Origin of the sequence: Neptunitalea chrysea, assembly GCF_027924145.1 — a bacterium.
In the GTDB taxonomy this organism is placed as follows: domain Bacteria; phylum Bacteroidota; class Bacteroidia; order Flavobacteriales; family Flavobacteriaceae; genus Neptunitalea; species Neptunitalea chrysea.
This window is the reverse complement of record NZ_BRVP01000004.1, coordinates 106,941-132,629: the sequence shown is the minus strand read 5'-3', so window position 1 is coordinate 132,629 and position 25,689 is coordinate 106,941. Positions and strand designations below refer to the sequence as shown.

The 25,689-nt window shown below is 38.0% G+C and carries 42 protein-coding genes; 33 read left to right on the top strand and 9 right to left on the bottom strand.

Translation table 11 applies throughout. The features are described 5' to 3' along the window. The first annotated feature begins 2 nt into the window (after nucleotides 1-2). Both NBRC110019_RS03900 and NBRC110019_RS03895 read left to right on the top strand, forming a co-directional pair. Nucleotides 3-212: a hypothetical protein gene (locus NBRC110019_RS03900; protein WP_281752582.1), complete on the top strand. Its 210-nt coding sequence runs from the start codon at nucleotides 3-5 to the stop codon at nucleotides 210-212. 1 nt (nucleotide 213) lies between these two features. Continuing rightward, nucleotides 214-894: a DUF3164 family protein gene (locus NBRC110019_RS03895; RefSeq protein WP_281752580.1), complete on the top strand. Its 681-nt coding sequence runs from the start codon at nucleotides 214-216 to the stop codon at nucleotides 892-894. A gap of 31 nt (nucleotides 895-925) precedes the next feature. On the opposite strand, the gene NBRC110019_RS03890 is transcribed toward NBRC110019_RS03895, so the two are convergent. Next, nucleotides 926-1,066 (bottom strand): hypothetical protein, encoded by a 141-nt coding sequence (locus NBRC110019_RS03890; protein WP_281752578.1) that lies wholly within the window; start codon nucleotides 1,064-1,066, stop codon nucleotides 926-928. 130 nt (nucleotides 1,067-1,196) lie between these two features. Between NBRC110019_RS03890 and NBRC110019_RS03885 the strand changes: the two genes are divergently transcribed. The 14 genes from NBRC110019_RS03885 to NBRC110019_RS03820 all read left to right on the top strand — a co-directional run bounded on the left by NBRC110019_RS03885 (nucleotide 1,197) and on the right by NBRC110019_RS03820 (nucleotide 7,188). Then, complete coding sequence (locus NBRC110019_RS03885) at nucleotides 1,197-1,400, top strand: hypothetical protein (protein WP_281752575.1); 204 nt, start codon at nucleotides 1,197-1,199, stop codon at nucleotides 1,398-1,400. A 178-nt stretch (nucleotides 1,401-1,578) separates the two neighbouring features. After that, a complete protein-coding gene (locus tag NBRC110019_RS03880) occupies nucleotides 1,579-1,992 on the top strand; it encodes a hypothetical protein (protein WP_281752573.1) in 414 nt (137 codons plus the stop codon). A 128-nt stretch (nucleotides 1,993-2,120) separates the two neighbouring features. Beyond that, nucleotides 2,121-2,300, top strand: coding sequence for a hypothetical protein (locus NBRC110019_RS03875; protein WP_281752571.1), 180 nt, complete (start codon nucleotides 2,121-2,123; stop codon nucleotides 2,298-2,300). Nucleotides 2,301-2,303: 3 nt separating this feature from the next. Beyond that, nucleotides 2,304-2,639, top strand: coding sequence for a hypothetical protein (locus NBRC110019_RS03870; protein ID WP_281752569.1), 336 nt, complete (start codon nucleotides 2,304-2,306; stop codon nucleotides 2,637-2,639). Continuing rightward, nucleotides 2,636-2,947 (top strand): hypothetical protein, encoded by a 312-nt coding sequence (locus NBRC110019_RS03865; protein WP_281752567.1) that lies wholly within the window; start codon nucleotides 2,636-2,638, stop codon nucleotides 2,945-2,947. The genes NBRC110019_RS03870 and NBRC110019_RS03865 overlap by 4 nt, the downstream gene beginning before the upstream one ends. Next, on the top strand, nucleotides 2,944-3,393 hold the full coding sequence (locus NBRC110019_RS03860) for an LvrA C-terminal domain-related protein (protein ID WP_281752565.1): 450 nt from the start codon (nucleotides 2,944-2,946) through the stop codon (nucleotides 3,391-3,393). The genes NBRC110019_RS03865 and NBRC110019_RS03860 overlap by 4 nt, the downstream gene beginning before the upstream one ends. Before the next feature lie 290 nt (nucleotides 3,394-3,683). Beyond that, a complete protein-coding gene (locus tag NBRC110019_RS03855; RefSeq protein ID WP_281752563.1) occupies nucleotides 3,684-4,079 on the top strand; it encodes a nucleoside triphosphate pyrophosphohydrolase family protein in 396 nt (131 codons plus the stop codon). Between the two features lie 21 nt (nucleotides 4,080-4,100). Further along, nucleotides 4,101-4,478: a hypothetical protein gene (locus tag NBRC110019_RS03850; RefSeq protein ID WP_281752562.1), complete on the top strand. Its 378-nt coding sequence runs from the start codon at nucleotides 4,101-4,103 to the stop codon at nucleotides 4,476-4,478. A 2-nt stretch (nucleotides 4,479-4,480) separates the two neighbouring features. Continuing rightward, nucleotides 4,481-5,005, top strand: coding sequence for a hypothetical protein (locus NBRC110019_RS03845; RefSeq protein ID WP_281752560.1), 525 nt, complete (start codon nucleotides 4,481-4,483; stop codon nucleotides 5,003-5,005). Nucleotides 5,006-5,212: 207 nt separating this feature from the next. Further along, a complete protein-coding gene (locus NBRC110019_RS03840; protein WP_281752558.1) occupies nucleotides 5,213-5,560 on the top strand; it encodes a hypothetical protein in 348 nt (115 codons plus the stop codon). Beyond that, on the top strand, nucleotides 5,557-5,934 hold the full coding sequence (locus tag NBRC110019_RS03835) for a hypothetical protein (RefSeq protein WP_281752556.1): 378 nt from the start codon (nucleotides 5,557-5,559) through the stop codon (nucleotides 5,932-5,934). Before NBRC110019_RS03840 ends, NBRC110019_RS03835 begins: the two co-directional genes overlap by 4 nt. A 17-nt stretch (nucleotides 5,935-5,951) precedes the next feature. Then, nucleotides 5,952-6,176 carry a hypothetical protein gene (locus NBRC110019_RS03830; protein WP_281752554.1) on the top strand — a complete coding sequence of 75 codons (225 nt, stop codon included), beginning with the start codon at nucleotides 5,952-5,954 and terminating at the stop codon, nucleotides 6,174-6,176. A 16-nt stretch (nucleotides 6,177-6,192) separates the two neighbouring features. Then, entirely contained in the window at nucleotides 6,193-6,888 is a 696-nt protein-coding gene (locus NBRC110019_RS03825; protein ID WP_281752552.1) for a hypothetical protein, read from the top strand. An 81-nt stretch (nucleotides 6,889-6,969) separates the two neighbouring features. Next, the gene (locus NBRC110019_RS03820; protein ID WP_281752550.1) at nucleotides 6,970-7,188 is read left to right on the top strand and encodes a hypothetical protein; all 219 of its coding nucleotides are present in this window, start codon (nucleotides 6,970-6,972) and stop codon (nucleotides 7,186-7,188) included. Here NBRC110019_RS03820 and NBRC110019_RS03815 read toward each other — a convergent pair. From NBRC110019_RS03815 to NBRC110019_RS03780, 8 genes are all read right to left on the bottom strand, one after another. Continuing rightward, on the bottom strand, nucleotides 7,185-7,700 hold the full coding sequence (locus tag NBRC110019_RS03815; RefSeq protein ID WP_281752548.1) for a hypothetical protein: 516 nt from the start codon (nucleotides 7,698-7,700) through the stop codon (nucleotides 7,185-7,187). The two genes, NBRC110019_RS03820 and NBRC110019_RS03815, sit on opposite strands and share 4 nt — an antisense overlap. 6 nt (nucleotides 7,701-7,706) lie before the next feature. Beyond that, nucleotides 7,707-8,195, bottom strand: coding sequence for a phage virion morphogenesis family protein (locus NBRC110019_RS03810; RefSeq protein ID WP_281752546.1), 489 nt, complete (start codon nucleotides 8,193-8,195; stop codon nucleotides 7,707-7,709). Between the two features lie 65 nt (nucleotides 8,196-8,260). Continuing rightward, nucleotides 8,261-9,448 (bottom strand): phage minor head protein, encoded by a 1,188-nt coding sequence (locus NBRC110019_RS03805; protein ID WP_281752544.1) that lies wholly within the window; start codon nucleotides 9,446-9,448, stop codon nucleotides 8,261-8,263. A gap of 151 nt (nucleotides 9,449-9,599) precedes the next feature. Beyond that, on the bottom strand, nucleotides 9,600-10,859 hold the full coding sequence (locus NBRC110019_RS03800; RefSeq protein ID WP_281752542.1) for a phage portal protein family protein: 1,260 nt from the start codon (nucleotides 10,857-10,859) through the stop codon (nucleotides 9,600-9,602). A 2-nt stretch (nucleotides 10,860-10,861) separates the two neighbouring features. Further along, nucleotides 10,862-11,281 carry a phage protein Gp36 family protein gene (locus NBRC110019_RS03795; protein ID WP_281752540.1) on the bottom strand — a complete coding sequence of 140 codons (420 nt, stop codon included), beginning with the start codon at nucleotides 11,279-11,281 and terminating at the stop codon, nucleotides 10,862-10,864. Continuing rightward, on the bottom strand, nucleotides 11,278-12,813 hold the full coding sequence (locus NBRC110019_RS03790; RefSeq protein ID WP_281752538.1) for a hypothetical protein: 1,536 nt from the start codon (nucleotides 12,811-12,813) through the stop codon (nucleotides 11,278-11,280). Before NBRC110019_RS03790 ends, NBRC110019_RS03795 begins: the two co-directional genes overlap by 4 nt. Then, nucleotides 12,797-13,063 (bottom strand): hypothetical protein, encoded by a 267-nt coding sequence (locus NBRC110019_RS03785; protein ID WP_281752536.1) that lies wholly within the window; start codon nucleotides 13,061-13,063, stop codon nucleotides 12,797-12,799. Before NBRC110019_RS03785 ends, NBRC110019_RS03790 begins: the two co-directional genes overlap by 17 nt. After that, complete coding sequence (locus NBRC110019_RS03780; RefSeq protein WP_281752534.1) at nucleotides 13,060-13,593, bottom strand: terminase gpP N-terminus-related DNA-binding protein; 534 nt, start codon at nucleotides 13,591-13,593, stop codon at nucleotides 13,060-13,062. The genes NBRC110019_RS03785 and NBRC110019_RS03780 overlap by 4 nt, the downstream gene beginning before the upstream one ends. A 156-nt stretch (nucleotides 13,594-13,749) precedes the next feature. On the opposite strand from NBRC110019_RS03780, the gene NBRC110019_RS03775 reads away from it, so the two are divergent. The 17 genes from NBRC110019_RS03775 to NBRC110019_RS03695 all read left to right on the top strand — a co-directional run bounded on the left by NBRC110019_RS03775 (nucleotide 13,750) and on the right by NBRC110019_RS03695 (nucleotide 25,660). Further along, complete coding sequence (locus NBRC110019_RS03775) at nucleotides 13,750-14,886, top strand: Clp protease ClpP (protein ID WP_281752532.1); 1,137 nt, start codon at nucleotides 13,750-13,752, stop codon at nucleotides 14,884-14,886. 70 nt (nucleotides 14,887-14,956) lie between these two features. Beyond that, nucleotides 14,957-15,973 (top strand): hypothetical protein, encoded by a 1,017-nt coding sequence (locus NBRC110019_RS03770; RefSeq protein WP_281752530.1) that lies wholly within the window; start codon nucleotides 14,957-14,959, stop codon nucleotides 15,971-15,973. Between the two features lie 86 nt (nucleotides 15,974-16,059). Beyond that, a complete protein-coding gene (locus tag NBRC110019_RS03765) occupies nucleotides 16,060-16,458 on the top strand; it encodes a YcbK family protein (protein ID WP_281752528.1) in 399 nt (132 codons plus the stop codon). Between the two features lie 3 nt (nucleotides 16,459-16,461). Further along, nucleotides 16,462-16,956: a hypothetical protein gene (locus NBRC110019_RS03760; protein WP_281752526.1), complete on the top strand. Its 495-nt coding sequence runs from the start codon at nucleotides 16,462-16,464 to the stop codon at nucleotides 16,954-16,956. Continuing rightward, a complete protein-coding gene (locus tag NBRC110019_RS03755; protein ID WP_281752525.1) occupies nucleotides 16,953-17,321 on the top strand; it encodes a hypothetical protein in 369 nt (122 codons plus the stop codon). The genes NBRC110019_RS03760 and NBRC110019_RS03755 overlap by 4 nt, the downstream gene beginning before the upstream one ends. A gap of 2 nt (nucleotides 17,322-17,323) precedes the next feature. Then, complete coding sequence (locus NBRC110019_RS03750) at nucleotides 17,324-18,505, top strand: DUF2586 family protein (protein WP_281752523.1); 1,182 nt, start codon at nucleotides 17,324-17,326, stop codon at nucleotides 18,503-18,505. Between the two features lie 3 nt (nucleotides 18,506-18,508). Further along, the gene (locus tag NBRC110019_RS03745) at nucleotides 18,509-18,946 is read left to right on the top strand and encodes a hypothetical protein (RefSeq protein ID WP_281752521.1); all 438 of its coding nucleotides are present in this window, start codon (nucleotides 18,509-18,511) and stop codon (nucleotides 18,944-18,946) included. Continuing rightward, entirely contained in the window at nucleotides 18,946-19,332 is a 387-nt protein-coding gene (locus NBRC110019_RS03740; protein ID WP_281752519.1) for a hypothetical protein, read from the top strand. The genes NBRC110019_RS03745 and NBRC110019_RS03740 overlap by 1 nt, the downstream gene beginning before the upstream one ends. 256 nt (nucleotides 19,333-19,588) lie before the next feature. Then, on the top strand, nucleotides 19,589-21,568 hold the full coding sequence (locus tag NBRC110019_RS03735) for a phage tail tape measure protein (protein WP_281752517.1): 1,980 nt from the start codon (nucleotides 19,589-19,591) through the stop codon (nucleotides 21,566-21,568). After that, nucleotides 21,568-22,191 (top strand): DUF6046 domain-containing protein, encoded by a 624-nt coding sequence (locus NBRC110019_RS03730; protein ID WP_281752515.1) that lies wholly within the window; start codon nucleotides 21,568-21,570, stop codon nucleotides 22,189-22,191. The genes NBRC110019_RS03735 and NBRC110019_RS03730 overlap by 1 nt, the downstream gene beginning before the upstream one ends. Then, nucleotides 22,176-23,159: a hypothetical protein gene (locus NBRC110019_RS03725; RefSeq protein WP_281752513.1), complete on the top strand. Its 984-nt coding sequence runs from the start codon at nucleotides 22,176-22,178 to the stop codon at nucleotides 23,157-23,159. The genes NBRC110019_RS03730 and NBRC110019_RS03725 overlap by 16 nt, the downstream gene beginning before the upstream one ends. Next, nucleotides 23,160-23,633: a hypothetical protein gene (locus NBRC110019_RS03720; protein ID WP_281752511.1), complete on the top strand. Its 474-nt coding sequence runs from the start codon at nucleotides 23,160-23,162 to the stop codon at nucleotides 23,631-23,633. It begins immediately after the preceding gene. Next, complete coding sequence (locus NBRC110019_RS03715; protein ID WP_281752509.1) at nucleotides 23,634-23,849, top strand: hypothetical protein; 216 nt, start codon at nucleotides 23,634-23,636, stop codon at nucleotides 23,847-23,849. Continuing rightward, complete coding sequence (locus NBRC110019_RS03710) at nucleotides 23,849-24,130, top strand: hypothetical protein (protein WP_281752507.1); 282 nt, start codon at nucleotides 23,849-23,851, stop codon at nucleotides 24,128-24,130. The genes NBRC110019_RS03715 and NBRC110019_RS03710 overlap by 1 nt, the downstream gene beginning before the upstream one ends. Continuing rightward, entirely contained in the window at nucleotides 24,120-24,491 is a 372-nt protein-coding gene (locus tag NBRC110019_RS03705; RefSeq protein ID WP_281752505.1) for a hypothetical protein, read from the top strand. Before NBRC110019_RS03710 ends, NBRC110019_RS03705 begins: the two co-directional genes overlap by 11 nt. Beyond that, nucleotides 24,476-24,760: a hypothetical protein gene (locus tag NBRC110019_RS03700; protein WP_281752503.1), complete on the top strand. Its 285-nt coding sequence runs from the start codon at nucleotides 24,476-24,478 to the stop codon at nucleotides 24,758-24,760. The genes NBRC110019_RS03705 and NBRC110019_RS03700 overlap by 16 nt, the downstream gene beginning before the upstream one ends. A 3-nt stretch (nucleotides 24,761-24,763) precedes the next feature. After that, on the top strand, nucleotides 24,764-25,660 hold the full coding sequence (locus NBRC110019_RS03695; RefSeq protein WP_281752501.1) for a hypothetical protein: 897 nt from the start codon (nucleotides 24,764-24,766) through the stop codon (nucleotides 25,658-25,660). Nucleotides 25,661-25,689: the final 29 nt, after the last annotated feature.

Here is a 25,689-nt window from a genome sequence, read left to right as displayed (position 1 = left end):
TTATGAAAAGATTTAATGTAGAAGATGGGGAGGTTACTTATAAAATAAAAAAAGATGCTATTAACGGTGCTGAGAAGCTAATCATCTCAGCCAAGTTTAAAGATAAGGAAGCATCTATACAACACAGCGGTTCCCCTCGATTGGCTCTTGAACTAGCCACCCAAACCACCGCAGAAACTATTTACACAACATTAAAAAAATTAATCAAATAATATGAGCACATTAAACGGATTTACAGAAGCAGAATTGGCAGCAGCCTTGAGAGAGAAACGTGCCGAAAGAGAAAAGGATAGAAAAGCCTATAAAGAGTTGGTATACCAAACGGTTCCGGCTTTGATTGATACCATTGCCGAGGCCACTGCAAAGCTGATGGAGGTAAAAAAGAACGTGTATACACAGTTGCAGTCTATTTTAGAAATGAAGTATGAAGTATACGGAGTAAAAGAAGAGCAACAAACACATACCTTTTCAGACGCTAAAGGCCGCAGTGTTACCATAGGCTACAATATTGTAGACAACTGGGATGACACCGTAAACAGCGGTATAGCTAAAATCAACCAGTACATTCAATCTTTAGCCTCTAAAGATGCCGATGCTGAAACCATTACCATCATCAACCAACTTTTAAAGCGTGATGCAAAAGGTAATTTAAAAAGCTCTCGAGTTTTAGAGCTAATCAGTCTAGCAGACAAGCTAAATAACGAGACGTTTACAGACGGTATTCAAATTATAAAAGATAGTTATGCTCCCAATCGTACTAGCTTTTTCATTAAGGCAAACACGGTAGACAAGGATGGGAACAAGATGGAGCTACCCTTGAACATTTCCTCCGTTCCTTTTCCTGAAGAGTTTGATGTTTCATTCTTAATACCTGAGAAAGATGGGAAAGCATAACATCATTATAATACCCGTAACAGATCATGAGTCATATATAATCAATGGCAAGCACATCTTTAAAGAAGGTAACGATAAGTACATCTGCAGAACCGAACTCACTCACCAAGAACAACAAGCTTGGACCAGGTATTACAATCATGTAATTAACAATCCACGATTTAAGAAACATTGTAAAGCAACGTACTAATGATACCCAATAGTTACACATACAACCAGGAGCGCCGACAAGAAGCCTTGAAAGCGCTCCAATTAGCCAAGCAGCAAGAAGCAGCTAAAAAGAAAAACAAGTCTAAGAAATAATGAAAGAAGCAATAAAAGCCATTAATGAAAGAATAGAACTTAAATCTCAACTTTTTAGATATGTGGAATATGTTGAATCAACTTTTGATTCACGAACGGAAGCAGAATTTAAGTACCGTCATGAAATTATTAAAAAGGAAATAAAAAGTGATGTACAAGAACTCAAAAGAGCTAAAGAAAAAATTATAGAAAAACAAGTCTAAGAAATAACCTAAACCCCGGTGGTGTAATAGGTAACGAAGCGCTCAAATATCAGCGGAGAGATACAGGTTCGAATCCTGTCCGGGGAACAATAGAAAACAATGCAAGAAGCAGTCTTATACATTTCATGGATGATCGCAATACCGTTGATCATCTTCTTAATCATAGAACAACGCAAAAATGGAAGCAACTAAAAAGCAAAAACAACTCATACACATCAACGCTCCTACACGCGATATCAAAGAAGAGTTTGTGCAATGGGCTACTGAAGATGTAAACAAGATCTCAACCAACGATCTTTCGTTTGACCAGGCTAACAAGATCCTTGAGAAGCTTGGCCAACGACCACACAAACCTGAGAACTGGGGGAACTTTTCCAAGAGCAACCCCAAACACAAGTTGATTCTTTCCTTGTTGTACCAATGCCAATACACCTGCGAGGTAAATGGTAAAGAGGTACCAGATTTAGAACGCTTTGCCAAATGGCTCAAGTACAAAGCACCGGTTAAAAAACCGCTTTTGGACATGAATAATACTGAACTAGAGAAAATCATCAAGGCACTTAAAGGCCTTTTCAAAAGTATATGGAAGTAGAAAAATGCAGCCATCCAGAAGATCAGCAAACCATTGTAGTTGTAGAACACATGGCCACTTGCGAGACCACCAGAGTAAAATGCCTGGTGTGTAATCAATTTTTAACCGAACCTAAAACAGATTGTTAAATGATAAACGAAATCACCATAGAAGAAATGAATGCGCTTATTGAAAACCCTAAAGCTGGTCGTTTTATAGCACAACAACCAGGAGGTAAATGGCAATGTTTGCAAATTGATTTTAAAGGTAATGTAAGGCAATATGCATCTGAGTATAGAAGCCTAGCCAAAAGATGGTTAAAACTTTAATATATGAAAGTAGAACTGAAACTATCACCAGATACTTTGATAGCCATTAGCCATGTACTGCAAAACGTGTATTGCTTTAGCATTGGAAATATTGAGGTGTTGCAAAAAGTGCATAAGTCGATCGGATTTCAACTAGCAGAGACATTTGAAAAGAAAGTGAAATCGCAGCTCAAGAAACACAACTTGTTTGAAGCCGATAAGAAAATTAAGATCTCATTCAAGTATTATGAAGCTTGGTCGCTGCATGCTATTCTTATAGACCTTATAGGAACCGCTGATACGACCTACCAAAAGACACTGATTCAAAAAACGATTAATGAAATCAATCAAAAATTATGATGACAGCAAACGATTGGAAAGATGAAGGAATCAATCCTGAGCTTGGAGCTGAGTGGATTGATGTGATGAATAAATTAAACAAGGTATGTTTACTCACGTGGGGACGAACCATCGTAAAAAATGAAGATAACTCGATCAAGGTTAAACTTAAAAAGCTTTGGACAATACAGGTGAACTTTGTGAACGACACCTATCTGGAAATGCAAATTTTAATAAAGGATGATCAAATAGTGACTGTCAAACACACTTCAAAAAATTCGAGAGTGTTAGTTGCTATCATGCTTGACACTCTAAAGTATTTAACATGAAACAACCCCTAACAACATATCGCGCAACCGGACTAGCAAACGGTCTTGTATTCTTGTTTAAATATGATTTAAACGGCATTCTTAGAGCGTTTCAAATTGAAGAGGGGGAAATGAGCGATAAGCAGATGTTTTGGCTTTACAGCGAGAATTTCCCCGCTAAGGAATCTTTGATGCGTGAAAAATGGATGAAGCTTCCCAATTACAAAAAAGTATTCAAGGTAGATCGTTCCCCTGCAGATATTTCTTTTGATGCCTTTTGGAACTTATACGACAAGAAAGTGAAAAAAGAACACAGCCAGAAAGCATGGAACAAGCTGAGTGAGGAAAACAAGATTAAATGCTTTATGCAATTGCCTCATTACGATGCCTACTTGCAACGCAGCAGAGAAGCCAAAGCACACTTAGTAACCTGGTTAAACCAGAAAAGATATAACGACGAATATTAAACCCCAACCATAACCCTGTGTCACCAAACCCAAACAAAAGTCGAAATGCTTTTTTCCCCGGCACAGGGTTTATATCTACTAAATATCCGATAATTCATAATATCGGCTTTTTACCAGATATCACAAATAATGATATGGCCAGATGATAATAAACCAAAAAGCCAATAAAACAGCGGTCATAATAAGTACGCAGATCACAAACCCGCGAACTATTTCATAAATACACCGCAGAAAGCCAAACAACTGATATTTAAGCCATTCAAAAATCACACTTAAAAATAGTAAAAATTATGATTAACGAACTTTCAAAAGAGATACACAGTAATAATAAAGCAAAAGGCTTTTATGAGGATAAGAAAAATGTTGGTGAAATGCTTTGCCTTATACATAGTGAAGTAAGCGAAGCTTTAGAAGCCGATAGAAACCAAAAATATTGTGATTTACACAATGAAAACTGGACTATTGACGGGAGAACATTGAAGGAAGATTTAAATATTGAAGATGATGACCAGTTTATTGTAATATTTAAGATGTCATGTAAAGATACTTTTGAGGATGAACTTGCTGATATCATGATACGTGTTATGGATTTAGCAGCATTTAAAGGCGTGGATTTAGAACAACACATAAAAGCGAAAATGAGATACAATAGTCTTAGACCTTACAAGCATGGCAAAAAATATTAATTCAATGGACAGATTTTAAGTATGAGTAACAAACATTATATACCCTACCCAGTATTAGAAAATTTTTGTAGACATAGCAGTGTGGAAGAACTTTCTAATAATAAAGCAAAGAAGCTGTTTACCTATGCTAATGCTTTGTATGTTATTACAGGTTATGCATCTTCAGGAGTATCTGGATATTTATGGGCAACGGCGTGTAAAGTAGTGCCACTAAAACAATATAAAGGAACTCTAAAACCTTTAAACTACAATCAAAGCAATATAGAAGTAAACGAAGGTTTACGAGATCGTGGTTACGCAGCACAATTATTTACTTACGGTACCGAACACTATGTAACTCTAGGAACCGATACTATTTTTTACCCAACCCCAGAAGGAACACAAACAAGTATGTTTTAACCATGTTTACAGATCAACGCCCAATACCTGAAGAGTTAACGCCCCATCCGGGAGTAGATAGACTTGTGTTTTCTGCTCATATTGCCGTTTGGGATGGTAAATACCACAATGGGAATATTATTGAAGAGTATAAATGGGAAGGTTATAAGCTAGACCAGTTTATGAAATGGGAATGGTACTTTAGGTATAGAGCCTGTTTATTACAAATAAAATATCCTAAAAACTTGGTGAGGTTTGTCAAAATCAGGAAAGAAGAAAAAGATAACCTTAAAATACTTCAAGAGGATATTCAGCACTTGAAAAATAGAATCAGTGCAAAGAAAGGCGTTATAACCAAAGTAACTAAGGCGCTTACATGCTATGAATTGAAACAAAAGGAACTATTAATACCTGATTATACAGATGAAACCTACCTATTTGGAAAAAGTAAGCTCACCAAGAATAAAATAGAACTTCAGGAGCTTCTTATTAAGAGAGAAGAATTAGAACAAAAGCTACAAGAAAATGAACAACAAAAAGCTCAATAAACTTCGTAAAGAAGTTGTCAAAATAAACCGGGTTCTACTGGAGCTCGGTTTCACTACAGAGAAGATCATGGAGTTTTGGGAAGAGTGCCAAGCCGAGGCGCTTATACAACATCAACTACCAAAATGCACCTGCCATGATGTAAACCAATGCGAAACCTGGTGCAGAGCCAAAGCAAGGTTTGTGCTTAATCCGCCAACTGAATAAGTATGGAAAAAGCCATTTTTTTAAGTAGAGCTTCAGAAGCTCTTAAAATGATACTGGATGGTTCCCTAAAAAACCTACCGGATTTTTATGATTTAGATAGTGGTATAGACACCGCCATGATTAAAACCGAAGAGGAAGTGATTAAAGAAGTCATTGCCAACTACACAAAAAGGCCATTCAGCAAAGCAAATGATACTCCCAAAATAACACGCGTTTTTCATCAATCAGCAGGTTATGCACAATATATTTTATGTTATGATAATGTGCAACTCGGAATGATCAGCAAAAAAATGATTGGCAACAACTACACAGTTCAATTTAACCCTAACGAATTTAAATTTGATTTATGAATACAAACCCAAGAATATCGGTAGCTATTTATGGTGAGGAATATTTGTTTTCTTATGAAGTCATCCAGGATAAACTTTTTAGAAAAATTTCAAGATCCATTTATGAATTAAAATATGAGTTGGGATTAGAAGCATCTACAAAGTTAAAGATATTCATCCCATACTACTTTTATGAAATACTTGAAAAAGTCAGATACCATGCTTTAGCATTAGAGTCACCATATGACCCTACGTTGATGTTTGAAGGCATTAAAATAGAAACAGGATATGAGGATAAAGTGATAATAGCAGCTCCTGAGAATACGTATGCTTCAATAAAAACAATCTACAAAGAAATATCACTTGCGGATTACCGTAAAAGTATAAGTGAATAATACCATATATTTGAAACATGAGTTACTTTGTTCAGTATAAAAATATTATAAATGGAAATGTTATCTTTGAAGAAAAGATAGACAATAGTTCCGAAATCCCCCAGAAAACTTGTAAGTGGTATTTAAATACTACAGAGAATGGTTTTGTTGTTGAAGATATAAGTTACTATGCTCAACAACCACAAGCCCAAACACACAATGGTTATTATGCTATTGTATGGCTTAAAGAAATAAATAATTAACTTTTAAATAAAAACTATGAAAGCAGTAAAAATTATTATTTTATCATTTGTGGGGCTTTTTATTTTCCTCGTTTTGTTTGGTCTTTTAGCTCCCGAAACGGAATATGAGGCTAATATTAAAAAGCAAAAAGTTCAAGACTCAATTGAACAAGCTGAAAAACTTGCAGAACAAAAAAAAATAGACGCAGCTATTTTTGAAAAAAATGTTCGCATAGTAGATTCATTAAAAAAAGACTTTTTATTTGAAGAGGATGAATTTAATGATCAAGTGTGGATTAACCACAAACGATTTGGAAAGTATTGGCCAAACAGGAATGCATTGGTAGTATATATTAGAAAAGATGGAAGCTACTACTTACAGAGTAATTATCATGGTAGTGATTGGGTATTCCATCAAAATATAAAAGTAAAGCTCGGAAATGATGTGATTACATCTGAAAATATAAACACCTTTGATAAAAGACATAAAACAGATTTAAGCGGAGGCGATGTTTGGGAGGTGAATCAATACACCAATAATTCGCCAGATGTAGCAAAAGCAATAGCACACTATACAGGTAAAGAGCCTGTAAAAGTAAGATTTCAGGGAGAGCAAAATATTGAAGATTTCACACTTTCATCAAGAGATAAAAAGGCTATTGAGGAAAGTATAATTTTTGCAGAAGCCTTACAAAACACATGGAATAAAATTGGAGGACCAACAATACCATAAAGCCTTCTAAATATATACATAAAAAAAGCCACTACTACAGTGGCTTTTTTTTTATTCCCTTTTTCATATATCTTTGTCATAATGGCAGTGAGGGAGACAACAATACGTTTGCACAAGGATATCAAGAGTGAGTTTGACCGTATGAGCAACATACAAGAGTATGGAGTGCAAAAGTTCACTACTGCCTACATTCTGAATGCGATTGCGAAAAAGTTCTACAAATCGCCCAAAACAATTGAAAACATTGTATTCAATAGAAAACCACTACCCACGATTTCACAGCTAAAAGTGGAGTTTTAATCAACAATAAACTTATTACCTTCTGCAGCAGGATCAATTGTAAGATCTGCAAAGCTTCCTTCATCCCATTGCTTTTGAGCGGTTCTATCAACAAAATCACACGTATAGGTTACGCTGTATAAATTACCAGCGCCACCGGTATCAACCGGACTAAAGTTAATACGTTTCATGTTGCTGTAGTGTTCTCCATGGCTTCCATGAAATAAAGCGTTTAAGCTGTCTAAATGCTCCAAATAACTGAGCGCTTCATCTTGGTTGTAGGCTCCGTTGAAAGTATCCAGGAATGTCTCATAAAACAGAAAGAAATCAACCTGCAGTTGTACGCTTTGCACTTTGGCACTCATGTCTTGCATCGTGTTACTTCTAAAAGCCATGAATACTGCAGGTGCAGGAAAAGGAGCTTCGGTGTCTAAATTATACACTTGAGAGTTCCACAAGTCTACCCAACGAATACCGTCAATGGTATCGGTGATCATGGTAGATAGTTCTTTATAAAGGTTGCTAAAATTCATAATTAATTACTGTTTAAAGCGTTTTTCAATCTCGTTTAAAAGCCATTGGTCCAGGTTATCCATCATCTGTTTACTTTCGCCAATAAATTTGCGTTGCTTGTACTTAGTATCTCGTCTCCTGGTGTGTGGTTTTACCTGTTCTCTTTTGCCTTTTCTATTGCGGTGAAAACCTCTAACGTTTTGCACAGTTCTAACGCGTAAGCCATCGTTATGAACCGCTGCATAAGGTACGTGTGTACCAAATTGCATACTGGTAGCATCTTCATTAAGTACGGCCAAACTTCTCCGGAGAAAAGTGGTGTCTGTTAAAATAGCTCTACCCGGATCTTTATCAGGATCTCGTTTTGGCCATGCTTCAAAAGCTGCATCTGTAAACCCTTGATTTTTGAAACTATCATCAAACCATTGCAAACAATACCTCCGTGCATATAGCCGTGTATCTTTTTTTAATTGTGTTGCAATGCCTAAAAAATCAGGTATTTGTAGTTTGCTCATAATTATTTGTATATTTGCAGTGAAGCGCGGGAGTAATCTCAAGCTTCGTCGTAAAAGCCGATTCTTTATGAGTCGGCTTTTATCGTTTTAAGTTTTTCTAATAACTGATTATTTAAAATTTCTTCCCTGGTTACATACACCGCTTTAGATCCGTAGATAAAATACAAACCTTCGTAACGTTTACCGCTATTAGCGTTAACCTTCATTGCCACAGCGTCTTTAACTTTTTCAATATCTAGATTTTTAAAAGCATACGAAAAATCGAAAACAATGCTTTCCAGATCTTGTTTTTTGGCAGCGTTAAAAGCGTTTGATATGCCTTTGTAATTGTCAGTTTTAAACTTCCACTTAAGATCACTTAGTTTATTATTGATCAAGTATTCAGGGTTTTTATGACCGTCTACATTGATATGCGGACGAATGAAAACATCTATAGCAAGTTGATCGGCCAAAACCATCGCTGCATTGTAGTTTTGTTCAAAATCCTCTTCATCTTTAAACAAGCTTACTTGTACTTTTTTACCGCCACTTTTAAAAGCCGTTTCATAGGGCGCATTCAGTTTTGAAAGCTCCATGTTCCGTTGTACGTTCTCTTTCCCTGCAGCGAGTTTAAAGAAGTTTCCTTTACGCGTGAAGATCTCTTTATCTTTCCCTACGTTTCCTTTGAATTGTACCGGAGGCAAATCCTCCTCCTTGTATTGGTTTATTGGTTCTGCAGTAGCCACTACATCGCAACGACAACGCCAATCTAAAGGCGGATAGTATTTACTCCAGAAAGAATCATCAATGGGTTTAATAATTCCGTCCAGGCGTTCATGATCCGCACGCACACGATCATCACCAACGGTTTGATATTTGAGGTTTGGAAATAAGTGTTTACTTTCCTGAAGGCGTTCCCATTTTTCAGCCATTTGCGCTGCGGTTCTTGCAGTCTGGTATTCTGCCTGCAGGTAGTTTTTATTGTATTGGCGGTTGTGTTTGCGTGCCAACACTTCAAACTCATTGTAAGGACGTAACTTTCCGTCCTTATCGTATAACAGCTCATTGATAGCTTCTAACTGTGCATAGGTTTTGACACCTGAAAACGCATAAATGTTTTTCTTCAGCTCGGCTGGTAAGCTGCCTTTGCCATCTGCAGGAAAGCTTGTCCATTCTTTCCCGTAGCCTTGTTTAGCTGCTTTGGCAATATCATTGTAAGTTTCGGTAATGAGTTCCTGGTTTAATTGTTCAGGCTTCAAAGTTCCTTCATGCAATTGCTTTGCAATGGTATCGATCAATTTTTCGTACTGACCAATGCTCAGCGCTTCAATGGTAGCAGCTCCAGAACCAGAACACATACCGCAAGTACAATCTGCTCCATGATAGGTTGCAGTAATCTCTTTAAGAATTGCGCTTACGTCTGGTTCAGGCTTTTTTTTTTTCACCGTCTTGAGGATCGGTGTTTAATTGATTTTTTACTGCGGTGATGGTCATACCTAACAATTGAGATACTTCTTCCAAGTCAAACTCATAGAATTGAGACAAGTCTTTTATAGCTTCTATGTATTCTTTGATGCTGAGCGATTCTGCATCATCCCACTCAAACTTTAGGTTTTCCAAAGGTTTATAAACAGGTGAAAGCTTTACTAATCGCGGTATTAATTCTTTGTTGATTAATACTCTTATGAAAAACTTATCGAGTTTGATTTTTGCTTGCAGTCCTTTTTCCTGTACAGTTGCAGCACCTACAAAACTCTTTTCATCGGTAATACCAGTACCGCCCAAAATACGCTTACTCAATTCTGAGTTAGCACGATCAATCAATTTATCAAATGTGTTGTAGGCATCAGTTTTGCCGCTTTCCATGGTTTGAAAATTCTCGTTACCACGGCCAACCATGAAATTGTTGCTTTTGAAGTTAGAAAGCGCCTCAAACAGTTCATCAAGTCGGGTTTGATCCTCACGATCTGTGATAGCAAACACCGCCGGAACTCCAAACTTATCAATGTAATCTAACCAGGAACCAAGACCGAGTTTTTTAGCAAGTACAATAGGAGTTAATTGGGCAAACATACCTAAATAGTTATCGCCTCCAATTTGCATATAATTGTTAGCCAAGATTCCTTCTTTATAGTTCCATCCGCTTTCTCCTCCAGCATCTTCGGTAACAATTCCTTTTTGTGGGATCACATTTCCCATATCAATTTCGGTAACTTCCTTCAGCTCTAAGTTGTCATCAAGATCAAACATTTCAATTACTTTGACACCTTCAAATTTAGAGCGTAGTGCTATTCCAATCCAATCAATAAACCACATGTTTTCGAAGAGTTCTTTAACCTCTTCAACCTCATTGCCATCTTTGTCCGTAAATTTAAACGGAGTAGCTTGTACCGGTTCCACGCGGTTGTCGATTGTTGCCATCAAGTGTAAATCTAACTTCATGTTGTCATACACTTGTTGCAACTGGTACCAGGAAGGCGAATCAGGATCACTTGCCAACAATAGCCCCATCTTCCAATCTTCCAAAGTTTTCACGCCCATGGTAATGGCTTCTTTATTGTACTTATCAGACAATGCTTTTTTTGATCCACTTTTTGTTTCGGCCATGACACGTAATGCTGCTTCACTAGTGTTTTTAAAAGTATAGCGAACAATGGCGTTATGTATAGTTTTTGGTATCCACATAGTTATATGAAATAATTATCGTTTCGGTTGCTCCCAAACATGGAAGTGCTTTTGGTATTACCACTTTCATCGGTGGCTTTGGGTAGTTGAATGGTAAGCTTCCCTGAGTTTATTTTCTCCAAGGTTGCTACCGCCCAATCATATTCTTCTTTGATATCGGTTGGAAGTCTACGCGCTGCATTTCTACCAAAGATTTTATGCAATGTAATCTTCACCAGGATATCAACCAACAACCCATCAATGACGGGTGAATCTTCATCAAAAATGGTGGCTACATCATACCGTCCGGACAAATACGTTTTAGCCAGAGAAATTGCTTTTTCTTCAGCTTTATCTATAGCATCAGTATAGTCGGCTGTACTTTCATCAATATAGCGCTGTATGCTATCTGCTTTTAAATCATCGTTGGTTAAGTAGATCATATTCTAGCGTGTTTTGGCTTCATACGGCCTTGTTTCATTTTACCATTTCCTTTGCCTTTACCGTTGTAAGGTTCTAGTAAAGCAATACCTTGTTGGTGGGCGTCTGGCCAGTCGTCATGTGTTTTGTAACCCGGCTCTATTCCCATTAATTGAGCAATACCGGTTTGGGTATCATTGTTACTTTTCAGCTTATCGGAATAATAAATACGTCCACTTTGGTAATATGGGTGTAGGCGTAAAATACGATCGTACTTTTTTGTTTTAGGACCATCAAACCTAGAGATGTTAAGTTTTACATTGTATAGTTTTTGCCCTTCTTGTATAATACGTTCAACTTCATCATTCCAAAATTGCGCCTCATACCTCCAGTGTATGGTTACAGTTGGTGCACGTTTAAGCCAATCTTTAGTAATATTACACATATAAGCTACGGCTTCAGCCATTTTGCTTTGCTTACAAAAATTATCAATAATCCAATAATCACCATTAATTACGCCTTGTAAAACAATAGCATTGTAATCACTTGTTTTAGTACCTGCATAGGCTATATCCCAAAAACCAAAAATGATATTGAAATGATTGATTTTAGGCATTTTTCCCCATTGTACATTTTCCTGTTTAAAAATTGTTCCTTCAACATGAGGTTTATTGTTATATTCGGCTTGAGCAGCTAAAATTCCGATTCCTTCATCGGGGTCTTCAAGCTCTCTGTAATAATCGTCATCATATTTTTGCCACCAAGTAGGTTTATACGTCACTGGGTCATAAGCATTAACTTGTAGCACCTTCCATTTAGGGTGCTTTTCCTGTAGTTTAGTTTGGATCATTACCGGAGCAAACCTATTATTAGCATACAAAAATCGACGGATTTTTCCGTCCATTGTTGGTATCAAATCCCGTTCTATCCATTTAACATATTCATCTTGCCTTGCTGGGTTTTTTACTGTTTCTTTTGTCTCTAAATCGTCAACTACAATGTAATCAGGTCTACGACTTTTTACCCTAAGTCCCCGTACACTTTGCCCAGCACCTAACCCTTTAACAATGAATCCGTCTTTAGTAATATAGAAGCCTTTTTCCCATTGGCCTGATTTAGATTGTTCCCCAAAATCATGTATTATTTTAGGGTTAGCTTCAAACTCTGCCCGCAAATCCTCAGCAAGTTCTGCGGCTCTATCTTTATTTACGGTTACAACAACCATATAATGAGCTTCATTTTGAATCCATAACCAAAAAGGTTTTATAATATCATCCCAGACAGATTTGGCTAAACCGCGACCCCATTGGTCAAATAATTTAATAGTAGGATTTTTAAGAGTTAACATGGCACTCTCTATTTGAAAGTCTGCACATGCTGCAGTTGCATAATGAGGAAAATACTCCTGTACTAAATATTCAGGATCACGTTTAGCACGTTCTATACGTGCTTTTTGCTCATCTTTTGTTTCATAAGGATTTATTTGTCCTGCTGATCGCGCAAACTCCAAACGTTTCTTATACCGTTCTAATGCTATTTTATCCTCTCTCTTCAACTCCTGCTGCTTCGCTGTTTAAAATGGGTTTCTTATCGAATCGGTATGTGATTCGGTTTTCTTTAAAGTTGTAGAATAGGTTTTGAATGCGTAGTGTTTTGGCTTTGCCAGTTCTACGTTGTTTGTATTCAAAAGCATCTCCAACTTGGTAGCCGGTTCCCTTTCTTATAAAGTATGAACCTAATTCAAGATAGAATTGTTCCTTCGGTGCCTTTTGTATTAAAAGGCCTATGAGTCTTTTTAGTATCATCCTAATTGTACGCTTACTTTGCTAATGTGTTGCTCTTGAAAATCGAGCGTTTTTAAATATAGGTCCTGGTTATGAGCTTGCATGTCTTTAAACAGCTCATCCATCACATGTAAATACGTGGCTAAAGAAACCTTGTTTTCTTTGTTGAAGTTGTCAAGCGTTTTATTCCATTTGCTAATGGAATCATCGTAGCCAACAATTTCTTTTTTTAAAGTGCTCAATTCATCTCGTAATGTTTTGGCCTCGTCTTCTGGAGTTCTTGGGTGTTCTAAGTCTATTTTAACTTGCTTAATTTTTAACCTAGCACTTGTTCTATCTGCAATAATATCATCTATTACCGCCTTGATATTTTCAATACGCGCATCTACGTTATTATCTCGAGCATCACGCTCTTCTTTCCAACCGTATTTTTTAACCCAGTTGCCAACCGTTTTTTCTTGTACACCAAGTTTCTCTGCAATTTCCTTATTGCTTTTTCCCTGGTCTATGTATAGAATTCGGGCGACACTTCTTTCAGAATCTTTTGCCATGTATCACTGTTTTACAAGACAAAAGTCTACATATAATACCGCCCTTGAAATTTATAGTTTCTATTTGGTAAGTGGTTGTAAATAAATTAGGTGTGATTTACCACTAATAAGAAATAGCAATTTTCAAGCCTCCTTTTTAAGGCTCAATTTTGTCATGTGAAAAGTCGAAAAGTACTCATAATAGGTAGTGGCGCTGCAGGCAGAAAACTAGAACTATTTGCAGAAAGTAAAGCCGGAAAAGCTTCCCTACGCATTGTAGGCGCAATTAGCAATTGGAACGAAAACAACGGTAAAGAATTTACTCGTTTGGTAGATGATTTACTAAAAAAACATACGCATGCCGATTTGTATTTGAATACAGAAGGCGGTAGTGTGTTTGAAGCTAATGAAATTGTAAACCAATTAAAGCGCTTTAAAAGTGTACAAATTACGGTGGGTGCATTGTGTGCCAGTGCCGGAACTTACCTCGCTGCTTGTTTCCCCACAAGCGCATATTTAAATAGCCAATTTATGATTCATAAGCCAATGCTTATGACCGGTGGTAATGAAGATGAAGTAGAGCGCGATCTTAAAATGTTGCGTAATACTACTACTGCTTACAAAAAGGCCTATGCCAAAAAGATGGGTATTTCTGAAGACGAAGTTGAAGAACTATGGGCAAAAGGTGATTACTGGATGACCGCAACCGAGGCCAAAGAAAAAGGGCTTATTGATTTCATTTTGGATGAAGAGGAAGAAATCAATGCCGAAATGAAACAAGCATTAGTCGCTTGTGGAGCTCCTAATATTCCTGAGCTACGTAAACCTAATTCAAACAAAAACGAAGATTATCATATGAACAGAGAGGAGTTAATTGCATGGCTAGGATTGCCTGCAGACGCCACCGATGCACAGATAGAAGCTGCTAAAAACCAAATGAAGGTGAATGCTGCTAAACATGTAGATGCTGTGGCTAGTAAAAAGCAAAAAGACGACGACAAGAAAAAGGACAAAGCCAAAACACTTGTTGCCGGTGCTTTAAAAGACAAAAAGATTACTGCAGCACAGGTTTCGCAGTATGAGAAATTGGCCGCTGCCGATTACAAAGCAACTGAAGAGTTGATTGATGGGCTTGAATCTTTAGAGAAACTAAGCAACAAAACCAAAAAGCCAGCTGATAAAAACCTTGAGGCAGCTCGTAAAGATTGGACGTTGGATGACTACATCAGCAAAGACCCGGAAGCTTACGAACAAATGAAGGTAGATGATCCTGAGAAAGCGGAAGCCTTAGAAGCTGCTTACTTCGGTAACTAAAAAGCTAAGAAACATATAACAAAATCTTACAACAGCCTAACCACTTAAACTAAACTTTAATTTAAAACAGATGAAAAAGTTCTTAAGAGTTCTATTATTTATTGCAATTGTAGCCATTGCTACAGGTGCTAGTTATGCCTTTACAGGAGACGCGCATTCAGGCGGCACTGTATCAATGGCAGCTGCTACTACGGTAGCATTACCGGTTAAAAATGAATTAGCCGAGCGGGAAATGATCAAACAATTACGCCATGAGCATACGTGGGTAAGCGAAATACGATCTAAACAAAGTTGGGTAAACAACGATACCATTAAAATTCCCAAACGAGGTGCAGCGCCTAAAGTCTTAATTGATAATACCAATTATCCTATTGTTAGCAACCAAAGAGATGACAGCCATGTAGTAGTGGCTTTGCACAAGTTCGATACCGAAAACACTATAGTGACTGATGACGAACTAAACGCCTTACCTTATGAAAAAGTAAACGATGTGCAAATGCAGCACCGTGAAACTTTAGAGGATACCACTGCAGAATATGGGTTGCATGGTTTAGCGCCACAAGCAGCTGATGAAACGGAAAACCTTTTTGTATTAGAAACCACTGGTGAAGATGATGGAACCGGGCGCTTAAAATTGACTAGTAAAGACTTGAGAACTTTACAAGCCAAAATGAATAAGGCCGGTATTTCCAAGAAAGGGCGCATTCTAGTATTGTCAGATGATCATTGTTCTGATCTATTAGATGAAGATAGAAAGTTCTACACGCAATATCATAACCACAAAGAAGGTGCTATTAGCCGTAATTACTACGGATTCATCATCTATGAAGATTCAACGACTCCAGAGTACGATGATACTACCTTAGAAAAAATACCTTTTGGTTCTGAGACTTCCGGACGTAAGAGTTCTGTAGTATTCCACAAAGGATCAACTGCCAAAGCAAACGGAACTGTCAAGCGTTTTGCACGTGCCGATACAGAAGATCCAGAAAACAGAGAAAACACAATAGGCTTCAGATTGTACAACATCATTGTTGCCTATGGAATTGAAGGGTCTGCTGCAATCATTTCGGGGAAAGCAGCATAGAGTTATAAACTAGATTTCTGAATTAGCCAGGCGGCTGTAGGTAGAGCCCTCGGCCGCTCCCTCAAGGGGGAATAAAACAATCACAGATGCAATTAACAGAGAATTTCAATAAGTCCGAGTTTGAATGTAAAGATGGTTCCGTGATGCCTTATAGTGTATTGCAGAATGTAAAGGAGCTAGCAAAAAACCTTCAAGTTTTAAGAGACTATTTAGGAGTTCCAATCACTCTTACCAACGGTTATAGAAGTCCACATTACAATGATGTAGTACTTCCATCAAGAGGTTATAAAACCTCTAAAAACAGCCAACATAAAAAAGGTAAGGCTGGTGATATAAAAGCTCAAGGAAAGTCTCCTTTGCAAGTTAAAAGCGCTATTGAACATTTAATTGCTACTGGTAAGATGAAGCAAGGAGGTGTAGGTATCTATAAAACATTTATTCACTACGATATCCGCGGATATCGTGCAAGATGGGATTATCGTTAAACTATGAAAAAGCGAGTTATAGCTATATGGTTTTTGTTCTTGTTTACCGTCTTATGGATGGTAAGCTGTGGAACTAAAAAGCCAATGATCATTGAAAAGGAAATCACCAAAACCATTACCGAAACGGTACACGATACGGTTTTTCAAGTAGAGAAAGATAGCAGCTATTACCGCGCCTATATTGATTGTGTAAATGGTAAACCTGTTTTAAAAGATCCGGAAAGTAAACCAGGGCGCAAATTAAAAGAGCCAAAGGTTAACCTAGATGATCAGGGCAATTTAAACGTAGACTGTGAAGCGGAAGCGGAAGAGCTTTTTGCACAATGGAAAAGTACCTATGAAAAAGAGAAGATAGAAATTGAAGTGCCGGTGATCGTTCCTGCGGAGCTATCCTGGTTTCAAAAACTATACCTCACAATGGGAAAACTATTCCTAATTATCATAGCCTGTATTGTTGGCTATTTCATATTTAAAATCATTAACAACATAAGAGGATGAAAAAAACATATTCCAAAGCGGATCTCAAGGAAAAGGCCGCTAAAGTTTTAGAACAGTACCCAAATGATAAAGAAGTGTTTGCTACGGTAGATGGGAACATTTTCCGCAATAAAAACCATGCGGGCTTGCATGCAGGTGCTAAAGGAACTGTATACACTTTTGAACGCGAAACGCCTACAAAAGAGGATACGAATGCAGACGAAACTAAAACCAAAGTGTCTGCAGTAGATGCTATTGGTTTGATTGAAAACGCTGCAACTATTGAAGAGCTTGAGGCGTTAGGTTTTGAAGCTGATGATCGTAAAACAGTAGCAGCTGCTTACGCTAAAAAGAAAGAAGAATTCACCACTAATACCAACGAGTAAACATGGCAAAGTTAGACGGGGTAAATATTGAAAAACTACAGGGCGGGTTACAACGTTTGGCCAATGGTACAGACAACCATGTAGGCCTTATTGTAATTGGTATGCCTGCAGACGCCGTTGCAACTGCTGTGAACAATGGTGGAAAAGGTGTGGCTATTACTGCAGTATACGATGCTGAACAGTTAGGCATCAATGAAAGTTATGATGCCAACAACAGTTTAACGCTGCACCAGGATATTACGGAGTTTTTCCGTTTAGCACCAGAAGCAACGTTGTATTTGTTCAACAGTGATGTGGTGGCAGATATTCAGGCATTCATCAGCCAAAACAAAGAGGTAAAAGGTTACGGTATTTACATGACCTATGATAGTGAAACACCAAACTTAGTAACCACTATTAACGGACAGCAAACCATTATCAATGGCTTTGCAGCACAAAACCGTTTACTAGATTTCGCTTTGATTGGTGCCAATGGCTTGGACGATTATACAGAAGATCTACGCGCTTTAGATGCACCTAATACTTCGGTATTGGTAGGTTGTGCTGCCAATGACGGCATCACAGCTTTGGGTGCAGCACTGGGGATGTTAGCGGTTCGCGGAGTTTATGAAAACTTAGGATCTGTAGACATCGAAAGTAAACCATTAGCTTATAGAGGCAATGAAAGTTATCCGTTAACGGATGATACCGAAGCTGTATGGTTGAATGCTTATTTAAGTGATGGCAACGATATTGAGACAGTAGACAATGCCGTGTTACAATCCATCATTACCAACGGTTATATTGCTATTGCTGCTTACCAGGAATATCCTGGTTACTTCATTGAAAACAGTTACACCTGTGTGGATGAAGAAAGCGACTTCGCATTTATTGAAAACAACCGTGTTTGGAACAAAGCAGCGCGCATCATTAGAACCACACTTTTACCTCGAGTAAAAGGAGTAGTAAAGAAAGATCCGCAAACCGGATATATAGCAGCTACTACAGCTGCCTATTGGAAAACTTTGATTGATACAAAACTTGATCAAATGGTTGCCAATGGAGAAATAAGCGGTTACGAAACAGCCATAGATAACAAGCAAATAGTAAACAGTACAGCACCGGTAACGGTAAAAGTTTCTATTGTGGCCAATGGCATTGTACATGAGTTTGAAGTAGCCGTAGGATTAACCAATAACATTTAATAGATGCCAGATATTACAGTAACAAACAAATTTGGAACCATGCAGGGTTGGAACTCTGTAACGGTGAATTTATTGGGTAGAGATTTAGAAGGAATTACAGGCGTTAATTATGATGATAATACTACCAAAGAGCATGTAAGAGGTGTTGGATCTAAACCTATAGGAAGATCTAAAACTGATTATGAAGCTACAGCATCAATCACTTTATATAAAGAAGAGGTAGATGCTATTCAAGCTGCGTTGCCTTTAGGTAAATCTTTGAGTGATATAGCTCCTTTCAACATCATCGTGATGTATGAAAAAGAAGATGGAACCATAACTAAAGATATTATCATGGCTTGTGAATTTACAGGTAATGCTAGAGCAATCTCTCAAGGAGACGGAACCATTTCTAATGAATATACTTTGATAACCTCTGAAATTATCTGGAACGCTGCCTAATGGAAAAGAAACCAACAATAAACAAACCTTTTGGAGATGAGGCTATACAAACGCATGCTGCAAAAGTTGGAGGGAAACGCAACCTACGAGAAGTAGAAATTACCACTGATGATGGTGATTATGTATTTGTCTATTTGGTAAAGAAACCATCCAGAGCGGTCATGGAAGCCATAGCCGATGCTGAGTCAAAAGGAAAAGCAACAACCGATAAAGGTCAACCTACCAAAAAAATACAAGATCCGGGAAGAGTACAAAAACTCTTATTGGGTTGTGTATTGGAAGGTGACAAAGATGCCTATGAGTATGATGGTGCTATTTACACCCAATTACTCAAGTACGTGGGCGAACTTGTAAAAGAAGCTCGAGGAACCTTAAAAAAGTTGTAGACGGGTTTTGGTTAAACCCGGAGGAAGATAACAACGCGGATACATGGCTTCAAGAAATTAATGCCATCATCCGCGTTCATTATAATATCGATCCCAAAGAGCTCAGTGATGAAGAATGGGCACAACGCTTTCAAGATTGGATCTATTACCAACAAGTAACCAACCGAGCTCAGGCGACCCATTTCAAAGTCGTATTGCAAGAAGTAGTAAACGAAGTATTTAAAGCCATTGATGAGGCAACTCCTAAGAAACAAAAATGAGTAACACCACAACAAGTTGGATATTAGAATTTATAGACCACGTTACCAAACCGGTAAAAGATGTGGTAAAGTCAGTTTCTAATATGACCAAGGATGTTGAGGAGGCATCCGAAGCAGTACAATTCAATGAAAAGGAAACCAAAGAAGCGCTTACCAAAGCTAAAAAATACTACTCCGATTTAGCAGCTCAAGTAAAAGATGCTGAAAAGGAAATCAAAGATTTAGCGCATGCTGCTAAAAATGCAAGTCCGGGCAAAGAAGCTGCCAAAGCTAACCAGGAATATGAAAAGGCAGTAGAGCGAATTGGGCGTTTACGTAAGGACTTGAAAGGTGCTGAACAAGATATGAACGACTTAACCGAAGAGGCTAAGAAGTTTACAAAGGAGCAACAAAAATGGACTGATATTGCTACTGGAATCAATCAAACAAATGAAATGATTAAAAAAACTTCAGATGGTTTGAATTTCTCAGTAGATGTAGCTACACAAACTGCAGCGATTGAAAGAATGACTGACCTGTCTGGTGATGCTTTAGATGATTTTGTAGCAAGAACAAGAAGAGCTGCCGATCTTTACGATGAAGATGTTTTGGATATCGCTAGGGCTGCCAATGCTATGACCAAACAAGTTGGCGGTACCTATCAAGAAAACATAGCATTAATTGAGGAGGGATTTGAACGTGGTGCTGATGCTAATGGAGATTTTATTGATCAGTTGAAAGAATACCAACCTTTCATAAAGGAACTAGGGTTAACACAATCTCAAGCCATAGCCTTGATAGCAAGCGCCGGAAAAGAAGGTATTTATTCTGATAAAGCAATTGACTCTTTGAAAGAAGCCAATTTGGCTTTACGAGAAATGGATAAAACTCAGCAAGATGCATTGGCCGGTATTGGAGTTAGCCCAAAAGATTTGGCAGGAAAAACACCCATTGAAGCTATTCAATATATATCTCAGCAAATGCAGGACAAAACTCCTGAGCTTCGCCAAAAGATTATTGCAGATATTTTCAAAGGTGCCGGTGAAGACGCCGGTATACAGTTTATTGATGGATTAGCCACTATGGACTTAGATATTAGCAAACTTAAATCTGTAGAAGCTGCAGGTGCAGGTATAAAAGGTTTCTTTTCTGATATACGTACCTGGGCAGGTCAGACATTTGGAAGCGTTGGGATCTATGCTCAAGAGATGGCTCCAGTATTTCAAATATTGGCAGGTGCCATTCCATTAATACAAATGCTCTCAAATGCTACATGGTTACAAACTGCAGCACAATGGGCTTTGAATGTGGCCATGGATGCCAACCCGATCGGTTTAATCATTTTAGGTATTGCAGCTCTGGTAGGAATTATTACTGCAGTAATCGCGAAATATGATGAATGGGGTGCAGCGCTCAGCTTTATACTCGGTCCGCTCGGCATGATCATTAACATTATTCAAAGTTTTAGAAGGCACTGGGATAGTATCACAGAAGCCTTTGAAAATGGCGGAATTATCGCCGGGTTAAAACGGATAGGTCTTGTGTTGTTAGATGCCTTGTTAATGCCTGTACAGCAGCTATTGGGGTTACTCTCTAAAATACCAGGGCTGGGTAAACTAGCCGGGACTGGTGAGGCTTACATTCAAAAGCTGCGGGAAGGCCTAAGTTTAACAGAAGAAAGGAAACCAGAAACGGCAAAAGATTCTGGAGAATTATTCACTGATGAAAATTTAGATAAAAAGCCATCCATCAATAATGCTTTAGCTCCAACAGCTAATAATACTTTAACTGGAGGAACTACTAACGGAGCAACTTCTGGAAGTGGATTAGCCATTTCAGGCGGAGGTGGTTCTGGAGGAGGTAGAACTTTAAACATGACTTTGAATGTCACTAATAACTTCTCGGTAAACGACAAGTTAAAGGTACGTGAGATAGCAGAGCAAATAACAGGAATGATCAACGATCGATTAAGAGACGGATTAGTACAACTAGGATAATGGGAATTAGCTATAACATACGCGATTTATTTTTGGATGCTTTTGGGGTAGCTCCTGTGTTTACTATTCCTAATGATACACCATCATCACCAGAGCTCAACTATTCAGATATTGTAAGATTACCTGAGTATTATGATCGTTCAATGACTTCATGGATGGGGACGCCGATTTTATTACCCGTGAAGTTTCAACAAGATGGATACAATCGTTATACAGCATTGGGAAAGATGGAAATTGTACGAATGCCAGATTACTATTTACCGGCTACTACGATGTTTTCGTTTCGTAGAGGTAAAATTATCGAGCGCACCAATTTGCTAGGCAATAACGGATCAGTAAAAGAGATATTCTCTTTTGATGATTGGGTTATTGATGTAAAAGGATTGTGTTTAAATGATCAGGAAAGCTCCGCTGCAGAGAAGTTTAAAGAATTGAAGAAATGGGAAGTATTGGCAGATAGCATACGTATTTCAGGGGAGGCTTTTAACTGGATAGAAGTTGATTCCGTTACCATTGCAGATTGGTCTCACAATCTTATCCAGGGCGGAGATGGAAATATTGCTTTTCAGTTTCAAATGTACAGTGACGAATCTAAAGACCAAGTACAATGGCCTATGCAATGACCTGCGAAATAGTATTTCCGGACAACTCCAGAAGAGAGGAAATAGTATTGTATAAAGTTACGGCTATTGAGTTTGAAAAGACTTTTAAAGAGATGAGCTCTAAAGGTTCTTTAACCATGCCTCGTAACTATTCGTTCTTTGGTAAAAGTGGAAAGTTTAAATACAACGCACAAAAAGCATTTCAACGCGGAGATGCAATCACCGTAAAGTTTGGATATGATGGCAATAACATAACCGAGTTTATAGGATATGTTACTGCAGTATCATCGGACATACCAACCGTGATTGATTTTGAAGATGAAATGTTCCGGATAAAACGATTACCGGTTAATTTTTCAGCAGCTAAAATTACGCTCGAGGAATTGCTAAAGAAAATTATACCTGGTTACACAATTGATGCTTTGGAAGGTGTAGATCTTGGAGGGGTTCGTTTTGCTAATACAACCGTTGGCGCTGTGTTAGAGAAGTTGAAAAGCACGTACAATTTATACACTTATTGGCAGAATGGTGCTGTAAGATCTGGCAAGTATTACGCCGATAATACAACCGATGACACAGTGAATTTTCACTTAGAGCGCAATTGTGTTTCCAATGACTTGAACTATAAAAGAGCCGATGAACTTATTATAAAAATCAAGTGTGTATCCACTTTGGCCAATGGCTCTAAAATTACAGTGGATAATATTGGCGATACAACTGGTAATGAACATACGCTAACGTATTACAACATTTCCGATAAAGCAAGGCTACGCGATTTAGGTTTAGTAGCCTACCGAAAAATGAAAAAAGACAGGTTCGATGGAAAGTTCACCGCTTTTGGTGTGCCTTCTGTAGATCATGGTATGAAAACGAATATTGAAAGTAGTTTGTATGATGATCGCTCAGGAACCTATTACATAGATAAAGTTTACAAAAGTTTTGACCGTGGCGGAATTCGCCAAGAAATAACCATAGGAGAACAAATTTAAATGGGATTAGGAGCATTTACAGAGTTAATCAATCAGCGTATTAAAGAACTTACGCCCATTCAAACAGCGTATGCCACCTGTGTAAGTGTAGACTGGGAAAACAAAACCATGGTAGCCAAAGGTCAGACAGATGATCTTGAATATTATGATATAGACCTTGGCCGAGGTGCTGAATATAAAAAGCCAAAGGTAAATACGCTATGCCTTATTGGATTGATTGAAAACAATCCTGCCAATGCTTTTTTGCTAGATGCAGCCGAGCTTGAGGAATTGAATTTTAAAACCGGTACCACAGAACTCACCGTGAAAGAATCTGGTGTGATTATTAAAAGCGGTAACGAGGATTTGAAAACCGTGTTTAATGACATGATCGATGAACTGAATAAGATAGTTGTGATTTATGGTAACACCATTAATGTAGTAGCTATGGAAACAATTAAACAACGTTTAAACACCATTTTAAAAAGTAGTTAAATGGCAATAACAGAAGAACAGTTAGCAGCAAAATTTAAGGCAGCCTTTGAGTTTGGTTCTGATGATCCAAACATAAATGTTGCTGAAGCTCGGCAACACTTGGCCGATGAGTTAGCAAACGGAGTAGCTCAATTTGTTATTGGTAGACAAACGGCAGTTACTGGAACCAGTGCAACTGGAGGAGCTGTAACTGGAACAGGAACAATTCAAGAGTAATGAGAAAGGGAATATTGCTAAATGATGATAACGATTTACAAGCCAGCAACGGAGGTATTGTAATTGGCAACACACAAATGCAAGAAGTGGCTTTGATATTACAGTTGAGTCAAGGAGCTCAAAAGTTTTCGCCAACGCTCGGTCCCAACTTGGTACAATTGAAAAAAACAGGAGCTCCACGGTTCGATATAGAACAACGCGTTCGGGTGCATTTAGCAAAGGACAACATTGATTATGAAACGATAAAGCAACAACTAAAAACCAACATAAATGAATCCTGAATTATTAGCCGGACTTACAGGCGGACTTGGAACCGGATTAGGCGCTTTTTTTACTTGGTTGTTCAATAAAAAAAGACAAGAAGCTCAAACAAAGCAAGAACAGGAAAACGCTGAAAGTACTGAGATTGATAATGAGATTAAGTTAGCTAACTATTATAAGGTTATGCTCGATGATCTTGGAGGCAGGTATGAAACGAAGTATGCACAGCTTTCTGAAGTGTTTGATCGTAAAGTGAAAATGTTGGAAGATGAGATAAAACTTCTAACCAACCGAAACAAAACCTTAACAGAGGAAAACCGATCATTAAAGAAGGTGGTTAAAGAGCTGAAAGAAGAATTAGCAACATGGGAAAAACGGTAATAAATAATCAATCGGTATTAGACTTGGCAATTGAAATGCATGGTAGTGTTGAACAAGCTATGCAATTAGCCATCAAAAATGGCATTTCATTAACCGAGGTTTTAAATCCTGGTATGCAAATAAACGATGCAGACAATACGGATTTTGAAAACAAAGATGTGGCAAAATATTTCAAGAAGAAAAAACAAAAAATAGCCACAGCAACTACCGAGCAACCAGAGCTAAGCGCTCTTGATTATATGTTACCACAAGTTTTCCCAATACAATAAAAAATGGCAAGAACACTCAACGAAATAAAATCAATACTAACCACACGCTTCATGAATAGTGAAGTATTGGCCGCTATGTATGGTTTTGAGGTAGGCGCAAGTTTTACGGACACCTTTAGCCTGGTGAGCTTTGAAAATTTGGTTTTTGATGTGGTAGCCTTTTCCATTACTACCATTGAGCAATTGTGGGATGCTTTTAAAACTGAGATCACTGCTTTAATGGCCGAGCAAAAACCGCACACCCGCGACTGGTATAGAAATAAAGCGCTGGGCTTTATGCTTGGTGTTCCGGTTACGGATGGAACGGATCAGTTTATAACAGACAACCTAACCGATGAACAAATAGCAGCTGCTAAGATTGTAAAACAAGCTGCTGCTGTGAAACTGATCAGTGCTGCAGGTTATGGAATTTTGAGATTAAAAGTGGCTACGATGGACGGGGAAAGTTTAGCGCCTATCCAGGAACCAAACTTTACGGCCTTGAAAAGCTACATGCTTAACAAAGTAGTTGATGCAGGTACTCAAATCACCATTACCACAGGAACAGCCGATTTATTACGCCTTCGCCTTGACTGTTATTATGATCCGTTAGTGTTGAATCCACAAGGTCAAAGATTGGACGGAACAGCGGATACTCCTGTACAAGATGCTATTGATGCTTTTTTGCAGGATCTTGAATTTAACGGAACCATCAGCACTCGAAAACTCGAACGCGCATTGGAAGATATAGAAGGCGTTTTAACTGCCAACATTACTTCAGCAGCAAGTAAATATGGTGGCTATAGTTATGATCAGGAAGGAATAGCGAATGTAGGAGCTATTAATGTTTTTAGAGTGGCCGACTCAGGTTATTTTAAAATGGATGATTTATTAATCTCTTGGAAGCTAACGGATGAATAATGCATATCTCATAAACTGGCTAGAGCTAG